Source organism: Promicromonospora sp. NPDC050262 (assembly GCF_040655935.1).
Taxonomy (GTDB): domain Bacteria; phylum Actinomycetota; class Actinomycetes; order Actinomycetales; family Cellulomonadaceae; genus Promicromonospora.
The window spans coordinates 394,513-414,094 of sequence record NZ_JBFAKX010000003.1; the positions used below are offsets into that span (position 1 = coordinate 394,513).

Consider the following 19,582-nt stretch of genomic DNA (forward strand, 5'->3'; position numbering starts at 1 on the left):
GGCTGACCGGGACCAAGGTCAGGAGAGGGGGCCGATGCGGAACACGAGCTCCGCGTCATGGCCGTCCGGGAACGCCTCCGTGGGGAAGACGGTCCGCACGTCGACGGGCGCACCCTGGGCCGACGCGAAGGACATGAACAGGGCGATCGACGCCGTGTTGTCCGAGGTGATGGTGGTCTCGACGTGGGTGCACCCGGGATGCTGCCCCGCGAGGTGCGCGAGCATCCGGGACGCCAGCCGCTGTCCGCGGTAGGCGTGGTCCACGGCCACCTGCCAGACCATCAGCGTGGTCGGCTCGTCGGGCCGGACGTACCCCGTGACGAACCCCGCGGGTTCGCCGTCCACGGTCACGACGACCGACGTCCGGGCGAAGTCACGTGCCCAGAGGAGGTACGCGTAGGACGAGTTGAGGTCCAGCGTCTTGCTGTCGCGCGCCAGGCGCCACATCGCTGCTCCGTCATCGACGGTGGGCTCCCTCAGCGCCACCGTGGTCTCGGTCGGATGGATGTGCTTGAGTTCCTCTTCGAGGTTCTGCATGACAAATCGACCGTAACGAACTTGGCTGATAATTGCACATTGCGAACCCGTGACGATCCCGTGACCGGCATGATCCCGCGGCAAACTCGAGGTAACGCCGCCAGTGCGCTCCGGCGCGCTAGTCTGACGCGGTGAGCGAGCCATTCATCCGTCAGTACCGCGTCGCCGACCGAGCCGACGTCGCCGACATCTGCGTCCGCACCGCCGCGGCCGGGACCGACGCGCGCGGCATCTACTCGTCCGACCTGATCATGCCCGACGTCTACGCGCTGCCCTACGTGGACCACTCCCCCGACCTCGCCTGGGTCGTCGAGCACGAGGGCCGCGCCGCCGGGTACATCGTCGCCGTCGCCGACACCCAGGCCTTCGCCGCATGGTGGGCGCGCGAGTGGACACCGGGCTTCGTCGAGCGCCACCCCGCACCCGGCCCGGCCACCGGGCACAACCCCGGCTACACCGAGGCCCAGCTCCTGCGCGACGGAGCGGACCCCGAGCGCATGGTCCGCGGCCTGCGCCACGGCGAGCTGACGACACACCCGGCCCACCTGCACATCGACCTGCTGCCCGTGCTGCAGCGCCGCGGCCTGGGCTCCCGGCTCATCGACACGCTCCGCGCGGCGCTCGCGGAACGGGGCGTGCCGGGCGTGCACCTCGGCTACGCGTCGGAGAACACCGCGGCCGCCAAGTTCTACGACCGGTACGGCTTCACGGAGCTCCCGTCCTCGACCCCGCGGTCCCCGCTCGTAGGCATCGCCACCTCCTGAATCCTTCGTTGAGTGCTGGGTATTCGCCCTTTTTCGCGTGCCAGAAGGGCGAATACCCAGCACTCAACGAGGGGTTCAGCCTTCCTGGGCGGCGTCCGTCCAGGCGCGGCGGACCTGCTCGAAGCGGGTCGGCAGCGGCGGGCGCAGCGCGCCGTACCGGGCGTTGGTCCGGTGCACGAACCTCCGCCACGACAGCACCAGGCCCTGCCGCGTGATCGGCAGTCCGGACGCGACGGTGGTCCCGTTGTCGTGCGTGTGGTGCACCGTGAGCAGCAGCGCCCGCGGCACCGAGCCCTCCAGCTCCGCGGCGAGCTCCTCCCGCACCACCATCCAGTGCTTGAGCAGCACCACGAGGTCGGCCGGCAGCAGGTGCCGCCGCGGCGTGCGGTGCTTGCCGTGCCGCACCAGCACGCTGCCCTCGGTCGCCTTGGCGCGCGCCGGCCCCAGGTCGATGTCCTCGACCCGCACGCGCAGCAGGTCGCCGTACCGGGAGCCGGTTGCCCGCACCAGCCCCGTGATCACCGCCAGGCGCGCCGCCTCCGGCTTGGCTCCCGGCCGCATCGCCTCCGTGGACAGCTCACGCCACACCCACTCGGCCTCCTCGAGGGTCACCGGCGGCCGCGGGTACCGGCCCGGCTCCCCGTTCCGTGCTGGCGGTGAGACGACGTCGTCACTGGTCATGGGTGTCAATCTACGCTTGGCACACTATTAATCAAGGGGACGCGCGAAGAGAGCGCACAGGAGTCTCATAGGCTCTTCCGGTGGACCTCCCCGGCACGATCGCCCGCCCCGTCGACCACGAGCTGGTCATCAAGAAGTCCCGGTTCCTGGCCCACCTCGCGCCCGCCCGCAGCGTCGCGGAGGCCGACGCCGTCATCGCGCGCCTCCGCAAGGAGCTCTGGGACGCGCGGCACCACTGCGTCGCCATGGTCCTCGGGACGCATGCCGACCAGGCCCGCTCCTCCGACGACGGGGAGCCGAGCGGCACCGCCGGCGTCCCGATGCTGGAGGTCCTGCGGCACCGCGGCCTCACGGACCTGGTCGCCGTCGTCACACGGTACTTCGGCGGCGTGAAGCTGGGGGCGGGCGGGCTGGTGCGCGCCTACTCGGGCGCGGTCGCCGCCGCCCTGGACGAGGCCGCCGCGACCGGCACCCTGCTGCGCCGCGGGCTGCTCCTGGAGGCCGAGGTCCCGGTCCCCCACGCCGACGCCGGCCGGATCGACAACATGCTGCGCGACTGGGCCTCCACGCACGGTTCGGTCATGGAGCAGCCGGCCTACGACGCCGTCGCCCGGCTGCGGCTCCTCGTGCCCCAGGACCAGGTCGAGACCCTGGTCGCCGACGTCGCCGCCGCCTCGGCGGGCACCCTCTCCCCCGTCGTCGGTGACGCCCGCGTCGTCGACGTGCCCGTCCCGGCATCCCCGGCGCGTCGTCCTTGACTGGTCCCACGACGGGGTGAATTGTCTGGGGCACCCAGCACGTGCCCGCAAGCAAGGCTCGCCAGGCAAGACCCGCGCAAGCAAGGCCCGCACCGTGGAGGGACCGACCATGCACCGTCGCATCCGCCCGTCCGTCGCCGTCGTCGCACTGACCGCCGCCGCCCTGCTCGCCGCGTGCGGCGCGCCCGCCGAGGAGCAGGCCGGGTCCATCACCTTCTGGACGCCGCAGTCCACGCCCGAACGGGTCGCCGCCCAGGAGGCGGTCGCCGAACGCTTCACGCAGGAGACCGGGATCGAGGTCGACGTCGTCCCGCTCGCCGCGGCCGACCAGGACCAGGCCCTGGTGACCGGCGCGGCCTCGGGCGAGGTACCCGACGTGATCCTCGCCGGCGCCTCGCAGGTCACCTCCTGGCAGTCCCAGGGTCTCCTGGACACCGACGTCGTCCAGGAGACCCTCGACACCCTGGACCCCGCCACGTTCAACGAGAACGCGCTCGGCGCGGTCACCGTGCAGGACGCCGACACCGGCGAGAGCACGATCGCCGCCGTCCCCAGCGACGGCTGGGTGCACCTCATCGCCTACCGCACCGACCTGCTGGAGGCGGCGGGCGTCGAGGTACCCACCACGGTCGCCGAGCTGGCGCAGGCCGCGACCACGGTCAAGGAGGAGCTGGACGTCACCGGCATCGCCCTGGGCACGCAGTCCGGCACGGCGTCGGGCACGGAGGGGATCGAGTCGATCTTCCAGTCCGCGGGCTGCCGGCTCGTGTCCGACGGCGACGTGACCATCGACTCGCCCGAGTGCACCGAGGCCGCCGGGCTGTTCAAGGAGCTGCGCGACTCGTCGGTCGCGGGCGACTACGACGTCGAGTCCGCCCGCGCCGCGTACCTCGCGGGCGACGCCGCCATGCTGCTGTTCTCGACCCACATCCTGGACGAGCTCGCGAACCTCGACGAGGCCGTGCCGCCGTCGTGCGAGCAGTGCACCGACGACCCCGAGTTCCTCGCGAAGAACTCGGGCTTCATCACGGTCCTGGATCCGCCGGGTGCCTCGGCGTCCTCCGCCGACGACGACGCCGCCACGCCCGCCCAGTTCGGCGCCACCCTCGCCTACGCCGTCCCGGCCCACGCGAACGCCGACGAGGCCCGGCAGTACGTCGAGTTCGTGCTGGGCGAGGGCTACGCCGACACCCTGGCCGTCGCGACGGAGGGCCGCCTCCCCCTGCGGACCGGGACGCCCGAGAACCCGACCGAGTACCTGGACGCCTGGGGCGGCCTGGGCTTCGGGCCCAAGGTCGAGTCCTCGGTCGCCGAGGTGTACGGCGACGACCTGGTCACCGCCATGGGCGAGGGCATGTCCGCCGTCGCGCGCTGGGGCCAGGGCACGCCGGACGCGACGCTCGCCGGCCTCGTGGCCACCCAGGGCACGCTCGCGCAGCAGCTCGACCCGCTGTACCGCGGCACGGACCCCGCCGACGTGACCGGGCAGATGGCCACCGACGTCACGGCACTGCAGCAGGACCAGTGACGCCCGGGCGCCCGCCGTCGGCCCGCGCGAGGATCGCCCGCCCGTCCGGCGCCGAGCGGTCCGGCGCGGGGCCGTTCCCCGCTGCACCGCGCCCGACCTCGACAGGGCGCGCCCGGCGCGAGAACCGCTCGGGCTGGCTGCTCGTCTCCCCGTCCCTGGCGGTGGTCGGGCTCGTGGTGCTGCTGCCGTTCACGCTGGTGGTCGTGTTCGGCTTCTCCGAGATCCGGCTGGTCGACATCCCGTACCTCGGCACCGAGCCGATCGAGTGGTCGCTGGAGAACTTCCGGCGCGCGGCGGCGTCGCAGGCGTTCTGGGGCGCCCTGTGGACCACCGTGCTGTACGCGGGCCTGACGGCGGCCGGGTCGCTGGCCGTGGGCCTGGTGCTCGCGCTCGCGCTGCGGCGGCCCTTCGCCGGCCGCGGGCTCGTCCGCGCCCTGCTGCTGGTCCCGTACGTGCTGCCCGTGGTGGCCGCGGCGACCATCTGGAGGACGATGCTGAACCCGCAGTACGGCGTCGTGAACGCGTTCGGGCGGGCCTACCTGGGCTGGGACACGCCGGTGGGCTTCCTCAGCACCACCACCGCGGACGTCTGGGGCATCCCCGTGCCGGTCGCGCTGCTGGTGGTGGTGCTGTTCGACATCTGGAAGTCGGCGCCGCTCGCGTTCCTGTTCCTCACCGCACGGCTGCAGTCGGTGCCCGGGGAGATCGAGGAGGCCGCGGCGCTCGACGGCGCGAACCGCCGCCAGAACCTGCGGTTCATCCTGCTGCCGCAGCTGCGGGCCGTGGCCCTGCTGCTCCTGCTGCTGCGGTTCATCTGGTCGTTCCAGAGCTTCGACGACGTCTACCTGCTCACCGAGGGCGCCGGGAGCACCCAGGTCATGGCCATCCAGGTCTACACCGAGCTGGTGACCAAGGCCGACATCGGCAGCGCGGCCGCGTTCGGGCTGCTCATGAGCCTGATCCTGGGCGTGCTCCTGGTGGGGTACGTGGCGCTGTCCCGCCGGACGGACGAGTCATGAGGCACCGGACACGTCAGAGGCACCGGACGAGAGGAGCGTCATGAGCGGCGTCAGCCCCACCCCCGCGGCACGCGCCGGCCGCGCCGTCGTCGTCGCGATCGCGCTGCTGTGGTCGCTGGGCCCGGTCGCGTACGGCGTCGTGCTCTCGATGCGCCCGTACGCGGAGGTGACCCGCGACCCGCTGGGGCTGCCGACGGCCCTGGACCTGTCCGCGTTCGCCACGGCCATGCGGGACGAGGCCGACGGCGGTTTCGGGCTCGGCCGGTTCGTGCTCAACTCCCTGGGCGTCGCCCTGGGGACGGTCGTGCTGAGCATCGTCGTCTGCGTGCTCGGCGCCTACGCCGCCGCCCGCCTGCGGTACCGGGGCCGGGCCGTCACGAACGGCATCATCCTGGCGGTCTACCTCTTCCCGGGGATCGTGCTCGCGGTGCCCAAGTTCGTGATCCTGTCCCGGCTGGGGCTGACGAGCTCCCTGGTCGGCCTCCTGATCGTGTACGTGGCGGCCACCGTGCCCGTGGCCCTGTACATGATGCGCAACTTCTTCCTGGCGCTGCCGGCCAGCGTCGAGGAGGCCGCGATCATGGACGGCTGCACCCTGAGCCAGCTCCTGGTCCGGGTCGTGCTGCCGATCGCCGTCCCGGGTGTGGTGGCCACCGCCATCTACGTGTTCATGATCGCCTGGAACGAGTACTTCTACGCCCTGCTGTTCCTGGTGCAGCACCGTGACCTCTGGACGGCCCCGCTCGGCATCGCGCAGCTCGGCGACTTCCAGGTGCCGGTCACGGTGCTGCTGGCCGGGTCCATCGCGGTGACGGTGCCCGTGGTGATCGTGTTCTTCCTCGCCCAGCGGTACATCGTGTCGGGGCTGGTCCAGGGAGCAGAACGATGAGGAGATCCCGATGAGGACAGAGCGATGACAGTCCCGCCGCGTTCGGCTGTGCCCCTCCGTCCGGGCGTCCCCCTGCGCCTGGCCGTGCTGGGCGCAGGCGGCCGAGGTGCGGACGCCTACGGCCGCTGGGTGCGGGCGCACCCGGACCGCGCCCGGATCGTGGGCGTCGCCGACCCGGCGCCCGCCCGGCTGGACGCCCTGGCGGGCACGACGGCGGCCCGCTACCCCGACTGGCGCGGCCTCGTCGCCGACCTCGACCACCTGCGCCCCGACGCCGTGCTGATCGCCCTGCCGGATGCCCTCCACGTCGAGGCTGCCGCCGCGGTGGCGGAGGCCGGTCTGCCGATGCTGCTGGAGAAGCCGGCCGCCCCGACGCGCACCGGGCTCACCGACCTGGCCCGCGTGGTACGCCGGACGGGCGCCCGGGTCGCCGTCGGGCACGTGCTGCGATTCGCACCTTTCTGGCGCGCGGTCCGCGCCGTCGTGGCGTCCGGCACGCTGGGCGACCTCGCGACGATCGAGGTCCGGGAGAACATCGGGTTCTGGCACTTCGCGCACTCGTTCGTGCGCGGGAACTGGCGCAACGCCGCCGAGTCGAGCCCGATGGTGCTGGCGAAGACGTGCCACGACCTCGACCTGATCCGCTGGCTCGCGGGCGCCGCACCCCAGGCGGTCTCCAGCCAGGGCTCGCTGCTGCACTTCCGGCCGGAGAACGCGCCCGCCGGCGCGCCCGGGCGCTGCACCGACGGCTGCCCCGCGGCGGCGAGCTGCCCGTTCCACGCGCCGCGGTACTACGTGGACGCCCTGCGCGACGTCACCAGCCACCCGGTCGCGATGCTGGGCGACGACCTCTCCCCCGCCGGCCGGATCGCTGCCCTGCGGCGCGGCCCGTACGGGCGCTGCGTCTACCGCTGCGACAACGACGTGGCCGACCACCAGCAGACGCTCCTGCGGTTCGCCTCCGGCCTCACCGCGACGCTCACGGCCAGCGCGTTCACCGCCGAGAACACCCGCCACCTCGCGATCACCGGCACGCGCGGGCAGCTCCACGGGCACATGGGGTCGGGCGAGATCCGGGTCGACCTGTTCTCGCCGTCGGGCAGGCTGCCGGAGACCCTGCTCGCTCCGGGGACAGGGGTCGAGGTGGTGTCCTCGGGCGGCGCCGGACCCCTCGGGCACCCGGCCTGGACGCTGGTCGCCCGTGCCGAGACAGCGGCCGCGGACCACCGCGGGCACGCGGGCGGCGACGACGGGCTGATGGACGCGTTCTGCCGCGCCGTGGCCGACGGCTCCGTCGGAACGGGCGAGTTGTCGTTCGCCACCGCGCTGGACAGCCACCTCATGGCGTTCGCGGCCGAGGAGTCGCGCACGGGTGGGGGCGTGGTGGACTTTCCGGCATGGGCGAGGACGGCGTTGGGGTCGGCGGGGCCGGCGGGTTCCTCACGTCCGGGAGCGCCGGCATGACGGGTCCGCCGTGGGCCGACGCCGTCCGCGGCGTCGCCGGACGCGCGGGGCTCGAACCCGCGCGGATCACGGTGGAGCCACTTCTCGAGGACGGTCCGGGCCGCCCGGCGTGCGCGGCCGACTTCCGGGCCGACGGCGGACGCCTGACACTCCGGGCGACCGACCCCGTGGCGGCGTCGGTCGCCCTGGGCCGGTACGCACGCACGCACCTGGGCACGCGGCTCACGTGGTCGCGCTCGCGGGTGAGCGAGAGGCGCCTTCCCGACGCCCCGCGCACCTCCGTCTCGTCCCCGCACGCCGTGCGGTACTACCTGAACGTGGTGACCTTCGGGTACTCGACCCCGTTCTGGGGCTGGGACCGCTGGGAACGGGAGATCGACTGGATGGCGCTGCACGGCGTCACGCACCCGCTCATGCTGGTGGCGCACGAGGCCGTGCTCGCCGAGACCTTCCGCCGGGCCGGCCTGCCGGACGCCGAGGCCGCCGAGTGGATCGGCGGTGCCGCGCACTTCCCGTGGACGTTCATGGGCGGCATGCACTCGTTCGGGGGTCCGCTGCCTGCCCGCTGGGCGGAGCGCCGCGTGGATCTCGCCCGGCGGATCCTGGCACGCATGCGCGAGCTGGGCATGACGCCGGTGCTGCCCGGGTTCGGCGGGCACGTGCCGCGGGCCCTCGCCGGGCCGGGGCAGGGTGCGGGGCACGGGCCGGGGCAGGAATCAGGACAGGGACCGGAACAGGGACCGGAACAGGGACAGCCGGTCGACGAGATCGAGTGGCAGGGCTGGCACATCCCCCTGCTGCATCCCGAGTCCCCACGCTTCCAGGAGCTGCACGCGACATTCGGGGCGGTGCAGCGCGAGCTGCTCGGCCCCGGGACGGGCTTCTACGCGGTGGATCCGTACATCGAGTCGGTCCCGCCGTCGGGCGACGTCGAGTACCTGCGGGCCGCCGGACGCGGGACGTACCGCGCCCTCGCCGCCGCTGCGCGCGCCGCCGCCGAGCCCGAGCCCGTCTGGGTGCTCCAGGGCTGGCCGTTCCACTACAAGGGCGCGTTCTGGACGCCGGACCGTGTGGCCGCCTACCTGCACGACGTTCCCGCCGACCGGACGCTCGTCCTCGACCTCTGGGGCGAGCACGTGCCGCTGCACGCGGCCCTGCTCGCCGACGGCGGCCCGCTCGCCGGCCGACCCTGGGTCTGGTGCGCGCTGCACAACTTCGGCGGCCGGCCCGCCCTGTTCGGCGACCTCGCCGGGCTGGTCCGGGACGTGCACGCCCTGCCCGACGGCGTGGCCCACCTGCGGGGCGTGGGCCTCGCCCCCGAGGCGATCGAGAACAACGAGGTCTTTTACGAGCTCGCGACCGACCTCGCCTGGGACGACGCCCCGCGCTCCCCCGCAGACCTCGACGTCTGGCTGGAGAGCTTCGTGCTGACCCGGTACGGGCTGGCCGGGTCGTCAGGCCTGGCTGGGCCGGCGGGTCTGCCCGCAGAACCGACCCGACCGACCCAACGGGCGGAACCGGCTCGACCGTCCGAACAGGCTGGGATGTCCGAACCAGCTGGGACGCCAGGGCTGATCCCCGATCCGGTGCAGGGAGCTGCCGAAGCAGCGCTCCGCGCTTGGCACACTATTTACTCCGAGCTCTACGGTGCCGGGCGTACCCGCTCCATCCCGACTCCCGTCATCGCCCGACCGTGGAGCGCAGGGCTCCCGTTCCCCGCCCAACGCAGCGCCGGCGAGGCGATCTCCGGCCCTCAGCCGCCCACGCCGTCGTCCAACGTGGACGCCGAGAACGACCCCGCGACCGCGGCCGCCCTCCCCCGCCTTGCCAGGGCGGTCCAGGACCTCACGGCGGTTCACGAGGCGCTGTCCCGCGGGCCTTCGGACGACGGATCGGGAGCCGACCCGGACGGTCCGGCCACACCCCGCGACGTGCTGGCCGCCGACATCGCCGAGCTCACCGGGCACGTCCTGGCACAGGGCACGCGGGTACACGTGCGCGGCATCCTCGCGGCGGCGCGGGCCGGAGACCCCGACGGCGTCCGCGACCACATGGGGCGCCTGCGCGCCGACCTGCTGACCCTGGACGCTCTGGCCGCCGAACGTCCGGAGACCCGGGTGTCGACGTGGATCGAGGCCGCCCGCGCCTGGGGCGACACCACCGCAGAGCGGGACGCGATGGAACGCGAGGCACGGAGCCTGGTCAGCGTCTGGGGCGGCCAGCACAACGGCCTGCACGACTACTCCGGCCGGCACTGGCACGGCCTCGTCCGCGACCTCTACCTGCCGCGCTGGCGGGCCTGGGCCGACTGGCTCGCCGACGCCGCCACGGCCGGTCCGGTACCGCCGGACGCCGACCCCACGGCACTGCGCGCACGGATCGTCGCCATCGAGGAGACCTGGCGATCAGCCACGACGAACCACCGGCAGGACGGCACGTGATCGGTAGCACGTCAGGTGATCGGTAGAACGTCAGGTGATCGGCAGCTCGAAATGCCGATCACCTGACGTGCTACCGACCACGCCGCCGTGCCCACGGCGCAGCGGACACCGCAATCCGACACCGCCCCCGCCGTGCGCCCCGGCAGCCGCGTCAGTCCGTGCAGCCCGTCAGTCCGTGCAGCCCGTCAGAACCCCTCGGCGCCGACCGTCGCGCCGTCCGGCACCGTGCCGCCCTCGCCCGACAGCGTCGCCTTGCCCTCGGCGCGCACGCCCGACCCGAAGGTCCAGTCGCCGCGAACGGTGAGGGAGTCGGCGTCGCGCAGCGACGGTGCGCCCGCGGCGAACCGCTGCGTGAAGCCGTCGATCAGCTTGTAGTGGGCCTTGTCGAGGTCCACCAGCGGAGCGGGCGCCTGGGCCTCGAGCCGGTAGTCCGACGTCAGGGTGTAGACGTCCGAGCGCAGCACCAGCAGGTCGTTCGTGGTCTTGACCGGCAGGAACCGGGACCGCTCGACCTCGATGGCGGTCGCGCCCTCGAAGACGGCGACGGCCGCACCCATCGCGGACTCGATCTGCACGACCTCGGGCGACGACGAGTCGGACGGGTCGACCGTCTTGTCGTTGCGGATCAGCGGCAGCTCGAGCACGCCGCCCGTCCGCTCCAGCTCCGCCGCCAGCGCCTGGAGGTCGAACCAGAGGTTGTTGGTGTGGAAGAAGGGGTGGCGCGTCGCGTCCAGGGAGGCGGCGACGTCGTCGGGGTGGGTCTGCGCGGTCTCGCGCTGGACGATGCGGCCGTCGGCCTTGCGGACGACGAGCTGACCGCCCTTGACGTCGGCGGCCGTCTTGCGGCAGAGCTCGGCTGCGTACGGGGCGCCGGACGCCGCGAACCAGCCGGCGATCGTGGCGTCGGGTGTGGCGCCGAGGTTGTCGGAGTTGGAGACGCACATGTACCGGAAGCCGGCGTCCAGGAGGGCGGTGACGACGCCGGAGGCGTGCAGCGCCGGGTAGAGGTCGCCGTGCCCGGGCGGGCACCACTCGAGGTCGGGGTCCTTCTCCCAGGTGACGGGGGTGAGGTCCGAGGCGAGGAGCTTGGGCTCGCGGTTCTGCAGGAAGTCGACGGGCAGCCCGTCGACGGCGATGTCGGCGTACTGCTGCAGGGCGGCGAGCGAGTCGTCGCGGGTGCGGAAGGAGTTCATGAACAGCAGCGGGAGGCGGGCACCGGTGGCCTGCCGGGCGGCGCGGACCTGGCCGACGATGATGTCGAGGAAGGTGAGCAGCTCACCGGCGCCGTCGGGCGCCTCCCGGACGGGCAGCAGCGACTTGGCCTGGTCCATGCCCATGGACGTGCCGAGCCCGCCGTTGAGCTTGAGCATGGCGGTCTGCGCCAGTGCGGCGGCTGCGTCGTCGTCGCTGATGGTCAGCTCGGCGCGGTTGGGGATGTCGACGAGCGGGTCGACGTCGTTCTCGCGGATCAGGCCGGTCTCGCCGGACTCCAGCAGGTGGTAGAAGCGCGTGAACGTCTCGATCGCGGCGGGTGCCACGCCTGCCTGGGTCATCTTGGTGCGGGCCTGCTCGAGCCCGGTGGGGTCGGTCATGACCCCCAGGCTATTCGAAACGGGCGGGGTCGCCGGCCCCTTCTCGGACCACCTGTGGATAACCGTCGGACCAGTCGACGACGGTGGTCGGCTCGGTCCCGGCGTCGCCGCCGTCGACCACGGCGTCGAGCACGTGGTCGAGCTCCTCCTTGATGGTCCAGCCGTCGGTCAGGGGCTCGGCGTGGTCCGGCAGGATCAAGGTGGACGACAGCAGGGGCTCGCCGAGCTCGCGGAGCAGCGCCTGGGTGACGGCGGACTCGGGGATGCGCACGCCCACGGTCTTCTTCTTGGGGTGCGCGAGCCGGCGGGGCACCTCCGCGGTGGCGGGCAGGATGAACGTGTACGGCCCGGGCGTGGCGGCCTTGATGGCGCGGAACGCGGAGTTGTCCAGCCTGACGAGCTGGCCGAGCTGGGCGAAGTCCGAGCAGACCAGCGTGAAGTGGTGCTTGTCGTCGAGCCGCCGGATGGCGCGGATGCGGTCCGCGCCGTCGTGGTACTCCATGCGACAGCCCAACGCGTAGGAGGAGTCGGTCGGGTAGGCGATCAGCGCGTCGTCGCGCAGCATCGCGACCACCTGCGCGACCGCGCGCGGCTGAGGGTCTGCGGGGTGGACGTCGAAGTAGCGGGCCATGCGGCCGAGCCTAGTCGGGGGCGGGTGCGTCGGCGCGACCCAGGGCGCGCCGCAGCTCGTCCCCGCTCGCGTTCCCGCCCGTGCAGACGACGCCGACGTGGCGGCCTGCGAACCGTTCCGGGTCGGCCAGAACGGCGGCGAGCGCGGCGGCCCCCGCACCCTCGGCGACCGTGTGCGCGCCGGTGAGGTAGAGCTGCTGGGCGGCGCTGATCTGCTCGTCGGTGACGAGCACGAAGTCGGCCAGGTGCCGGCGCATGAGGGCCTGGGTGATCTCGAACCCGCAGCCGACGGCGAGGCCCTCGGCGCGGGTGGTGTTGGCGCGCTCCAGGAGCGTCCCGGCGTGCCAGGAGTCGTGCGCCGCGGGCGACGCCGCGGACTGCACGCCGATCACCTCGGTGCCGGGCGCGACGGCGGAGGCGACGAGGCCCGCCGCGGCGGCGCCGGACCCGCCGCCGACGGGGACCACGAGCACGTCGAGGCCGGGCGCCTGCTGGAACAGCTCGAGGTAGAGGCTGCCGACGCCGGCGATGATCGCGGGCTCGTTCGCGGCGCCCACGAGGCGCGCCCCCGAGGCGGCCGCGAGCGCCGTGGCGTGCGCGCGGGCGTCGTCGAACGTGGCGCCCTGCAGCAGCACGTCGGCGCCCTGGTCGAGCACGGCCCGCAGCTTGACGGGGTTGGGGTCGTCAGGCATGACGATGGTGCAGGCGGTGCCGGTCAGGCGGGCGGCGTAGGCGACGCCCTGTGCGTGGTTCCCCGTGGAGTAGGCGACGACGCCGCGGGCTCGTTCGGCGTCGGACATGGACAGCAGGAGGTTGCTGGCGCCGCGGGCCTTGAAGGCTCCGGTGCGCTGCTGGTTCTCGTGCTTGACGACGACGGTGGTGCCGGCCGCCCGGTCGACGTCGGGGTACTCGCCCACCGGGGTGCGGACCACGGTGCCGTCCAGGCGCGACTGCGCGGCCAGCACGTCGGCGATCGAGACGGCGGTGCGGGTGCCGTCGACTCGGGTGGCGTCGGTGCGGGCGGCGTCTGGGGCGGGCGCGACCATCATGAATCCAGCGTGACCCGCTCATGACCCATAGGTCCAATACTTGTTACTTGGACTTTCGATCGATAGCACCTATCTTTCTGCGCTAGCCTGGTGACATGACCGCAGAGCTCGACCTCACCCGGCTGCGGGTGCTCGCGGCGGTGGCCCGTACGGGCTCCGTCACGGCCGCGGCAAAGGAGCTGCACTACGCCCAGCCGTCGGTGAGCCACCACCTGTCCCGCCTGGAGGCCGACGCCGGCATCCCCCTGCTGCAGCGGCACGGCCGCGGCGTCCGCCTCACCGAGGCCGGCCGCCTGCTCGCCAACCGCGCCGAGGAGATCCTCGGGCGCGTCGAGGGCGCGCGGCGCGAGCTCGACGCCCTGGCCGGGCTGCGCGCGGGCCGGGCCCGCCTCGCCGCCTTCCCCTCCGCCCTGGCCACCCTCGTGCCGGACGCCGTCGCCCGGCTCGTGCAGGAGCACCCCGGCCTGTCCGTGGGCCTGGTCGAGCACGAGCCGCCGGACGCCGTCGCCGCGCTGCAGTCCGGGGCGGTCGACGTCGCGCTGGTGTTCGAGCACGTCGACGTGCGCCACGCCCGCTCCATGGACGACCTGTCGCGGTTCGAGTCGACGACCATCCTCGAGGAGCCGGTCAACCTCGTGACGGCCGCGGACCTCGACGCCGCGCCGGAGCCCGGCGTCACCCCTGACCTGCGGGCGCTGGACGACGCCGACTGGATCGCCGGCTGCGAGCGCTGCCGCGCCGACATGGTCGCCCGCTGCGCCGCCGTCGGCTTCGCGCCCCGCATCGCGTTCGAGACCGACGACTACGTGGCCGTGCAGGCCCTCGTCGCCGCCGGGGCCGGTGTCAGCCTGCTGCCGGGGCTGACGCTGCTCGCCCACCGGCACCCGGGGATCGCCACCGCTCCCCTGCCCGGGGCGCTGCGCCGCGTGATGGCGCTCACCGTGGGGCCGCCCGCGCCGCCCGCTGAGGCCCTGATTCGGCAGCTCGTGGCCGTAGGCGCTACCGTCTCGATGTGACCCCGGCCACTCGGCCGGGCCTCTCCTTCTCGCGACACTCCGTCTCGCGGCCCTCCGGCTCGCGACCCTCCTGCTGAGGACAGACCCGGCCCGATGCTCCTGCTGTCCACGTTCTTCTACTCGGCGGGTGCCGCCGTCGCGGCGTTCATGGCCCTGGAGGCCTATCTCGCGATCGCCGCCGCCGACCAGACGTACCCGAGCGTGGTGCTGGCCGCCGTCGCCGCCGTCGGACAGATCACCGGCAAGCTGCTCTGGTACTGGGCCGGCGCCGGGACCACGCACCTGCCCTGGCTGCGCCGCAAGCTGGACTCGCCCAAGGCCGCCGCCGCGATGACGCGCTGGCGCGACCGCACCGACGGGCGCCCGGTCTACCTCGGCGTGGTGCTGTTCGCCTCTGCGTTCGCCGGGCTGCCGCCGGTCATGGTGATGTCCGTGGTCGCGGGCGTGCTGCGCGTGCGGATGTGGCTGTTCCTGAGCACGGGCCTGGTCGGGCGGTTCCTGCGCTTCTGGATCGTGCTCGAGGCCGCCGACTACGCGTGGTTCCTGTTCTGAGCGAGCGCGTTCTCCGCGTTCGTTCCCCGCGTTCTCCGCGTTCGTTCTCCAGGGCCCGGCCTACAGTGCCCGGCCTACAGGTCGGTCGCGCCGTCCAGGGCCTCGCGCAGCAGGTCGGCGTGCCCCGCGTGCCGGCTGTACTCCTCGACCATGTGCACCAGGATCCAGCGCAGCGTGATGCGCCCGCCGTGCCCCGCGTGGCCGGCCGGGCGCACGACCTCCTGGTCCAGGCCCTGCCCGACCACCTCGTCCAGGATCCCCTCGGAGGCGGCCACCGCGTCGTCGAACAGCGTGGTCAGGCTCTCCGGGGAGTCGGTCAGGGCGCTGTTCCAGTCCCAGTCGCGGTCGGCGGCCCAGTCGACCGTGTCCCACGGCGGCGCGGGATCGTTCCCCCGCAGCCGCACCGAGAACCAGACGTCCTCGACGTAGGCGAGGTGCTTGAGCATCCCGGCGAGCGTCATGGTCGACGGCGGGTGGGGCGTGCGGAGCTGCTCCGCCGTCAGGCCCGCGCACTGGCGCCGGATCGTGGCGCGGTAGAAGTCGACGAACGACCGCAGCATGGTGACCTCGTCGGCGGCCAGGGGCGGGTCGGTCCGGGGGAGCTCGTTCGTGTCCGGGCTGATCTGCGGGCTGGTTCCCGGGCTGGTCTCGGTGCTCATGGTGCGACCGTACCGATCGCCAGGACGTGCTGGCTCATGTCCGCGACCCCCGGCGTCGTGGACAGGGCGCGGGCGAGCGTGAGCGCGGAGTCGATCAGCGCGGGCGCCTCCGGGGCGGCGAGCGGCACCCGTTCCAGCGCCCCGCCGGCCGGTCCCTCGACACCGTGCACGACGACGTCGGACAGCCCCGCCTCCGCCGCCTCCCCTGCGAGCTCCGCGGCGTCGTGGAAGTGCGCCGCGGGAAAGGCGAGGTCCGACGGCGCCTCGCCGCGCTCCAGGACCGCCAGCCAGACGGGCGGACCGAACTGCTCGTACCCGCCGCCGACCAGCGCCGCGAGCCGCGTGATCCCCGCGGCGACCACCGTGCCGCCGGGCCGGGTCACGCGCACGGCCTCCCGCAGCGCCCGCAGCCGGTCGACGCGCGACGCGAGGTGGTAGAGCGGGCCGAGCAGCAGGACGGCGTCGAACGCGTCGTCCGCCAGCGCCAGTCTCGGAGCCGCGAGATCCCGGGCGTCACCGACGCGCGCGGCGAAGGTGCCGTGCTCCGCCGCGCGGGCGACCTGTTCGGCGACGGGATCCACGAGCAGCACGTCGTAACCGTCCGCCGCGAGCGGTGCGGCATGCACGCCGGTGGCGCCGCCGACGTCGAGCACCCGCGCGCCCGGGGCGAGGCGCTGCCGCACCAGCTCCTGGGTCCTGCGGTGCTCCAGCGGGCCCTGCGCCGAGCGCGCGGTGAGCCGGGCATGCTCGTCCCAGCCGGTCAGGCCCGCGTAGTACGCCTGGACCCGCGCGTCCAGCGCGAGCTGGTCGTGACCGGGCCCGCGCCCGCCGTTCTTCCTGGTATCACCCTCGGTGCGCTCCATGGCCCGACGCTAGCGATGCCCGGCGTGCGACGGCCAAGTGTTTCCGGGAGGAAAATACTGGGTGATTCGTTGGAGCCGAATCGTTACATATCCAGTACGCCCCTTTTGCTCGGAGTGTGAGCATGGCAACATTCGCAAGGTGCACCTGATCCGAGAATTCGCACCTGACGCCTACGAGTTCGCGCTGTCGTCCTGGTCGTGGATAGGAACGGGTGGCAAGACGCCACGCTTCGCCTCCTGTTTTGGCGACATGTTCCTCGAGTCGCACGACGGGTGGTGGTTCCTCGACACGGTCGAGGGCACGCTGGAACGCCGCTGGAACTCGATGGACGACATGTTCGCCGACCTGGAGGGCGAGGACGGACGCGCCGAGTACCTCCTCGAGGAGACGCTCAACACGGCGCTCGACCAAGGGATGCGGCTCGGCGACGACGAGGTCTTCGCGTTCCTCCCCCCGCCCGCGGTGACGGGCACGATGTCGGTGGACTCCCTCGCCCCGCTGCGGTTCGCCATCGCCGCGAACCTCGCCGGCCGGATCCACGGCGAGCTGAACGGGGTGCAGCCGGACGCCGGAGCGTCCGCGCTGTTCGCCGCGCAGGCACAGCACCAGGCAACGCAGAACCAGATTGTGCAGAACCAGGCGGCCCACAGCCTCGCCGGGCCGACGCCGTCGTTCGACTCGCCGAACCCACCGGCAGACCTCTGGCAGCCCGCCCCGCAGCAGGTGAGCACGGGCGCCTACCCGTCGTACCAGCCGGCTGCCGATGCCGTGGCACAGAGCGGCGCCCAGCCCGGTTACGGGGCGGGATACCAGCCGCAGTACGCGGCGGGTTCCGAGCTGGACTACGGGTCAGGTCAGCAGGCGTACGGCTCGGGCTCGTACCCGGGTGCGCATGCCACGGGTCCCGTCGCGGGCGCGGCGCAGACCGCGTACGCCGCGCCCGCGGGGATGCACGCACCGGCGCCGACCGCCGCTCCTGCCGCCCCGCCGGGCGGCTACGGCGCCCAGGGCAGCTACAACGAGTACGACTACGAGGACAACGCGCACACGCTCGACTCGGGCCAGTTCAGCCAGTACATCGCCGACCAGTACAACACCGGCCAGATGACCGCCGTCGAGTACGACGCGTCCGTCCCGGCGCAGCAGAAACCACGGCAGGACGGACGCTGGTCGTACGCCTGAGCGGGGTCTGCCACCCCCCCCGCCCGCGCTACCCCTCGTCCAGCCCGGCCACCGCGGCCAGGATGAGCACCGAGCCCACGATCCCGGCCGGCCCGAGCCGCTCACCCAGCACGACAGCGGCCGCGACCGCCGCCGTCACGGGTTCCAGCAGCGTCGCGACCACGGCCGCGCCGCTGCGGGTGGTGCGCAGGCCCGCGTAGAACAGCCCGTACGCGAGGGCCATCGTGAACACACCGAGGTAGGCGAGGGTGCCGAGTGCGACCGGGTCGCTCGTGACGAGCGGCCCTCCCCCGACCAGCGCGGCCGGGACGAGGCCGACGGCGCCCGCCGTCGTCGCCACCGTGGTCAGCGCGAGCGGGTCCACGTCCGGTGACGCCAGCAGGGTGCCGCCGAGCGTCGTCGTCGCGGCGTAGACCGAGCCCGAGGCGACGGCCAGCAGCAGGCCGAGCACCGGACGCGACCCGACGGCGTCCGCCCCGGACGCCGCGCTGACCAGCACGAGGCCGGACAGCGCGGCGGAGATGACCAGCCCGAGGCGCAGGGCGGAGCGGGGGCGGACCGCCGTGCGCCGTCGGGCCCGGAGGAGGTCCACCGCGGCGAGCAGGACCGGCGCGAGGCCCAGGCTGACGACCGTGGCGACGGTGACGCCCGCTGTCGCGACGGACCCGAAGTACAGCGCCTGGTAGGCGCCCGTCCCCAGCCCGACGACGGCGGCGCGCGCCGGGTGCTCGCGGACCAGGGCCACGAGCTGCTGCCCCCTGCGCAGCACGAACGACGAGGCGACCAGGACGAGGGCCGCGATGAGCATGCGGTACGCGCTGACCGTGAGGACGGACATCGACGAGTGGTCGCGCAGGATCTCCAGGGCGAGGCCGCCGGTGCCCCAGAGGACTCCGGCAAGGCAGACGAGAAGCAGCCCGGTTCGAGGTGATGACATGTGTGCTCCTGACCGGGACCGCAGGTCCCGGCGTGTTCCGAGGGGTCCGGAGGGCCGACGGGAGCTCGCGCGAGGAGGTCCTGGGGTTCCGTCAGGCGTCCGGAAGGATGGGAAGACGTCTCGGAGCACGCCGCATGACCGGCCCGTACGGGCCGGTCGTGGTGCCGCTCCGGTCAGACGACCGGGGGCGGCAGGACGGAACGGTTCGGAGTCACGGACGGGATGCTAGCAGCGGTGTCCTGGCGGGTGAGGTGGTGTCTCGCGCCGGATCCGTGGGGGTGGTCAGGTGGGTTCTCCACACCTTCCGATCTGGAGATGCGCTTGCGTTCCGTCGAACATATATTCGATGCCTCGATGGTGTTTGAGATGCTGAGCAGAACGAGGCAGATCGGAGGAGGAACACATGGACGAGTCCCAGGGCGTGGGCCGGAACCCTCTCACCGTTGTGGAACGGTCACTGCGGTACGCCCTCGACACCGTGCTCCGCACCGCCTCGGACACGCCCCTGGGCACCACGACGATCTCCCTGGGCTGGCCGTCGACGCGCCTCGACAGCAAGGGACCCGTGCCCGAGGCCGTCGTCACCTGGACCGGCCACGGAGCCGGCGGGCACCGGCCGGCCCATGATCTCGGCGTCGATGTCGTCGCGCGCGATGCCCTCGACTCAGACGAACTCGACCCAGGCGAACTCAACCCAGACGCGGTCGATCCAGACGCGCTCGATCCAGACGCGCTGACAGACCTGACCCGACTCCCTGTCGGCGCGAGCCTGGTCGCCGCCTTGACCGGTGTCGAGGTGGCGGATGCCGATGACGCCGAGCTGCTGGATGTCGCGGCGCGGTGGCAGGACATCATCTCCTGGGCCACCGCGATGCAGTCCCGCGCCACCAGCGAGATCGCCCGACGCCGCGGCTGGACCACCGAGCACACCACCGCCGCAGCCGAGATCAGCGCCCGCCTGCGCATCCCGCAAACCGACGCGAACAAGCTCATGGCCCGCGGCACCAGCCTGACCCAACA

General features: G+C 73.2%; 19 protein-coding genes. 11 read left to right on the forward strand and 8 right to left on the reverse strand.

Going from position 1 to position 19,582, the window contains the following annotated elements; genetic code table 11:
- Positions 1–18: 18 nt before the first annotated feature.
- Positions 19–537 carry a diaminobutyrate acetyltransferase gene (ectA, locus tag AB0I29_RS07280; RefSeq protein ID WP_285104833.1) on the reverse strand — a complete coding sequence of 173 codons (519 nt, stop codon included), beginning with the start codon at positions 535–537 and terminating at the stop codon, positions 19–21.
- A gap of 131 nt (positions 538–668) precedes the next feature.
- On the opposite strand from ectA, the gene AB0I29_RS07285 reads away from it, so the two are divergent.
- Positions 669–1,301 (forward strand): GNAT family N-acetyltransferase, encoded by a 633-nt coding sequence (locus tag AB0I29_RS07285; protein WP_285104834.1) that lies wholly within the window; start codon positions 669–671, stop codon positions 1,299–1,301.
- A gap of 75 nt (positions 1,302–1,376) precedes the next feature.
- Here AB0I29_RS07285 and AB0I29_RS07290 read toward each other — a convergent pair whose 3' ends face one another.
- Complete coding sequence (locus tag AB0I29_RS07290; protein WP_357479817.1) at positions 1,377–1,982, reverse strand: tyrosine-type recombinase/integrase; 606 nt, start codon at positions 1,980–1,982, stop codon at positions 1,377–1,379.
- A gap of 80 nt (positions 1,983–2,062) precedes the next feature.
- On the opposite strand from AB0I29_RS07290, the gene AB0I29_RS07295 reads away from it, so the two are divergent.
- The 6 genes from AB0I29_RS07295 (at position 2,063) to AB0I29_RS07320 (ending at position 10,081) form a co-directional block, all read left to right on the forward strand.
- The gene (locus tag AB0I29_RS07295; protein ID WP_357479819.1) at positions 2,063–2,740 is read left to right on the forward strand and encodes a YigZ family protein; all 678 of its coding nucleotides are present in this window, start codon (positions 2,063–2,065) and stop codon (positions 2,738–2,740) included.
- 109 nt (positions 2,741–2,849) lie between these two features.
- A complete protein-coding gene (locus AB0I29_RS07300; RefSeq protein WP_357479822.1) occupies positions 2,850–4,268 on the forward strand; it encodes an extracellular solute-binding protein in 1,419 nt (472 codons plus the stop codon).
- Positions 4,265–5,287, forward strand: coding sequence for a sugar ABC transporter permease (locus AB0I29_RS07305; RefSeq protein ID WP_357479825.1), 1,023 nt, complete (start codon positions 4,265–4,267; stop codon positions 5,285–5,287). The genes AB0I29_RS07300 and AB0I29_RS07305 overlap by 4 nt, the downstream gene beginning before the upstream one ends.
- 40 nt (positions 5,288–5,327) lie before the next feature.
- Positions 5,328–6,176, forward strand: coding sequence for a carbohydrate ABC transporter permease (locus AB0I29_RS07310; protein ID WP_357479828.1), 849 nt, complete (start codon positions 5,328–5,330; stop codon positions 6,174–6,176).
- A gap of 48 nt (positions 6,177–6,224) precedes the next feature.
- The gene (locus AB0I29_RS07315) at positions 6,225–7,640 is read left to right on the forward strand and encodes a Gfo/Idh/MocA family oxidoreductase (protein ID WP_357479831.1); all 1,416 of its coding nucleotides are present in this window, start codon (positions 6,225–6,227) and stop codon (positions 7,638–7,640) included.
- On the forward strand, positions 7,574–10,081 hold the full coding sequence (locus AB0I29_RS07320) for an alpha-N-acetylglucosaminidase TIM-barrel domain-containing protein (protein WP_357479834.1): 2,508 nt from the start codon (positions 7,574–7,576) through the stop codon (positions 10,079–10,081). Before AB0I29_RS07315 ends, AB0I29_RS07320 begins: the two co-directional genes overlap by 67 nt.
- Before the next feature lie 185 nt (positions 10,082–10,266).
- Here the strand turns inward: AB0I29_RS07320 and AB0I29_RS07325 are convergent, their stop codons facing one another.
- From AB0I29_RS07325 to AB0I29_RS07335, 3 genes are read right to left on the reverse strand one after another with little or no spacing between them, the layout of a single operon-like run.
- Positions 10,267–11,673 (reverse strand): UTP--glucose-1-phosphate uridylyltransferase, encoded by a 1,407-nt coding sequence (locus AB0I29_RS07325; protein WP_357479837.1) that lies wholly within the window; start codon positions 11,671–11,673, stop codon positions 10,267–10,269.
- Between the two features lie 10 nt (positions 11,674–11,683).
- The gene (locus tag AB0I29_RS07330) at positions 11,684–12,304 is read right to left on the reverse strand and encodes an L-threonylcarbamoyladenylate synthase (protein ID WP_357479840.1); all 621 of its coding nucleotides are present in this window, start codon (positions 12,302–12,304) and stop codon (positions 11,684–11,686) included.
- 10 nt (positions 12,305–12,314) lie between these two features.
- Positions 12,315–13,352: a pyridoxal-phosphate dependent enzyme gene (locus AB0I29_RS07335; RefSeq protein ID WP_357479843.1), complete on the reverse strand. Its 1,038-nt coding sequence runs from the start codon at positions 13,350–13,352 to the stop codon at positions 12,315–12,317.
- Between the two features lie 95 nt (positions 13,353–13,447).
- Between AB0I29_RS07335 and AB0I29_RS07340 the strand changes: the two genes are divergently transcribed.
- Both AB0I29_RS07340 and AB0I29_RS07345 read left to right on the forward strand, forming a co-directional pair.
- The gene (locus tag AB0I29_RS07340) at positions 13,448–14,368 is read left to right on the forward strand and encodes a LysR family transcriptional regulator (protein ID WP_285104846.1); all 921 of its coding nucleotides are present in this window, start codon (positions 13,448–13,450) and stop codon (positions 14,366–14,368) included.
- A 93-nt stretch (positions 14,369–14,461) separates the two neighbouring features.
- The gene (locus AB0I29_RS07345; protein WP_357479847.1) at positions 14,462–14,920 is read left to right on the forward strand and encodes a hypothetical protein; all 459 of its coding nucleotides are present in this window, start codon (positions 14,462–14,464) and stop codon (positions 14,918–14,920) included.
- A 74-nt stretch (positions 14,921–14,994) separates the two neighbouring features.
- Here AB0I29_RS07345 and AB0I29_RS07350 read toward each other — a convergent pair whose 3' ends face one another.
- Together AB0I29_RS07350 and AB0I29_RS07355 are read right to left on the reverse strand one after the other, a co-directional pair.
- The gene (locus AB0I29_RS07350; RefSeq protein WP_357479850.1) at positions 14,995–15,579 is read right to left on the reverse strand and encodes a DinB family protein; all 585 of its coding nucleotides are present in this window, start codon (positions 15,577–15,579) and stop codon (positions 14,995–14,997) included.
- Positions 15,576–16,442 carry a class I SAM-dependent methyltransferase gene (locus AB0I29_RS07355; protein WP_357479853.1) on the reverse strand — a complete coding sequence of 289 codons (867 nt, stop codon included), beginning with the start codon at positions 16,440–16,442 and terminating at the stop codon, positions 15,576–15,578. The genes AB0I29_RS07350 and AB0I29_RS07355 overlap by 4 nt, the downstream gene beginning before the upstream one ends.
- A 250-nt stretch (positions 16,443–16,692) precedes the next feature.
- Here AB0I29_RS07355 and AB0I29_RS07360 point away from each other — a divergent pair, with 250 nt between their 5' ends.
- Complete coding sequence (locus tag AB0I29_RS07360; protein ID WP_357479856.1) at positions 16,693–17,625, forward strand: hypothetical protein; 933 nt, start codon at positions 16,693–16,695, stop codon at positions 17,623–17,625.
- A gap of 28 nt (positions 17,626–17,653) precedes the next feature.
- Here AB0I29_RS07360 and AB0I29_RS07365 read toward each other — a convergent pair whose 3' ends face one another.
- Positions 17,654–18,562: a DMT family transporter gene (locus tag AB0I29_RS07365; protein WP_357479858.1), complete on the reverse strand. Its 909-nt coding sequence runs from the start codon at positions 18,560–18,562 to the stop codon at positions 17,654–17,656.
- 403 nt (positions 18,563–18,965) lie between these two features.
- Between AB0I29_RS07365 and AB0I29_RS07370 the strand changes: the two genes are divergently transcribed.
- On the forward strand, positions 18,966–19,582 hold a 617-nt coding region (locus AB0I29_RS07370), incomplete at its 3' end, for a hypothetical protein (RefSeq protein WP_357479861.1).

Excerpts from the sequence above, each read along its gene's own strand:
- AB0I29_RS07345 (WP_357479847.1), top strand. The coding sequence starts at position 14,462 with ATGCTCCTGCTGTCCACGTTCTTCTACTCGGCGGGTGCCGCCGTCGCG.
- AB0I29_RS07325 (WP_357479837.1), bottom strand. The coding sequence starts at position 11,673 with ATGACCGACCCCACCGGGCTCGAGCAGGCCCGCACCAAGATGACCCAG.
- AB0I29_RS07330 (WP_357479840.1), bottom strand. The coding sequence starts at position 12,304 with ATGGCCCGCTACTTCGACGTCCACCCCGCAGACCCTCAGCCGCGCGCG.
- AB0I29_RS07320 (WP_357479834.1), top strand. The coding sequence starts at position 7,574 with ATGGGCGAGGACGGCGTTGGGGTCGGCGGGGCCGGCGGGTTCCTCACG.
- AB0I29_RS07290 (WP_357479817.1), bottom strand. The coding sequence starts at position 1,982 with ATGACCAGTGACGACGTCGTCTCACCGCCAGCACGGAACGGGGAGCCG.
- ectA (WP_285104833.1), bottom strand. The coding sequence starts at position 537 with ATGCAGAACCTCGAAGAGGAACTCAAGCACATCCATCCGACCGAGACC.
- AB0I29_RS07360 (WP_357479856.1), top strand. The coding sequence starts at position 16,693 with ATGTTCCTCGAGTCGCACGACGGGTGGTGGTTCCTCGACACGGTCGAG.
- AB0I29_RS07335 (WP_357479843.1), bottom strand. The coding sequence starts at position 13,352 with ATGATGGTCGCGCCCGCCCCAGACGCCGCCCGCACCGACGCCACCCGA.
- AB0I29_RS07350 (WP_357479850.1), bottom strand. The coding sequence starts at position 15,579 with ATGAGCACCGAGACCAGCCCGGGAACCAGCCCGCAGATCAGCCCGGAC.
- AB0I29_RS07310 (WP_357479828.1), top strand. The coding sequence starts at position 5,328 with ATGAGCGGCGTCAGCCCCACCCCCGCGGCACGCGCCGGCCGCGCCGTC.
- AB0I29_RS07340 (WP_285104846.1), top strand. The coding sequence starts at position 13,448 with ATGACCGCAGAGCTCGACCTCACCCGGCTGCGGGTGCTCGCGGCGGTG.
- AB0I29_RS07365 (WP_357479858.1), bottom strand. The coding sequence starts at position 18,562 with ATGTCATCACCTCGAACCGGGCTGCTTCTCGTCTGCCTTGCCGGAGTC.
- AB0I29_RS07300 (WP_357479822.1), top strand. The coding sequence starts at position 2,850 with ATGCACCGTCGCATCCGCCCGTCCGTCGCCGTCGTCGCACTGACCGCC.
- AB0I29_RS07355 (WP_357479853.1), bottom strand. The coding sequence starts at position 16,442 with ATGGAGCGCACCGAGGGTGATACCAGGAAGAACGGCGGGCGCGGGCCC.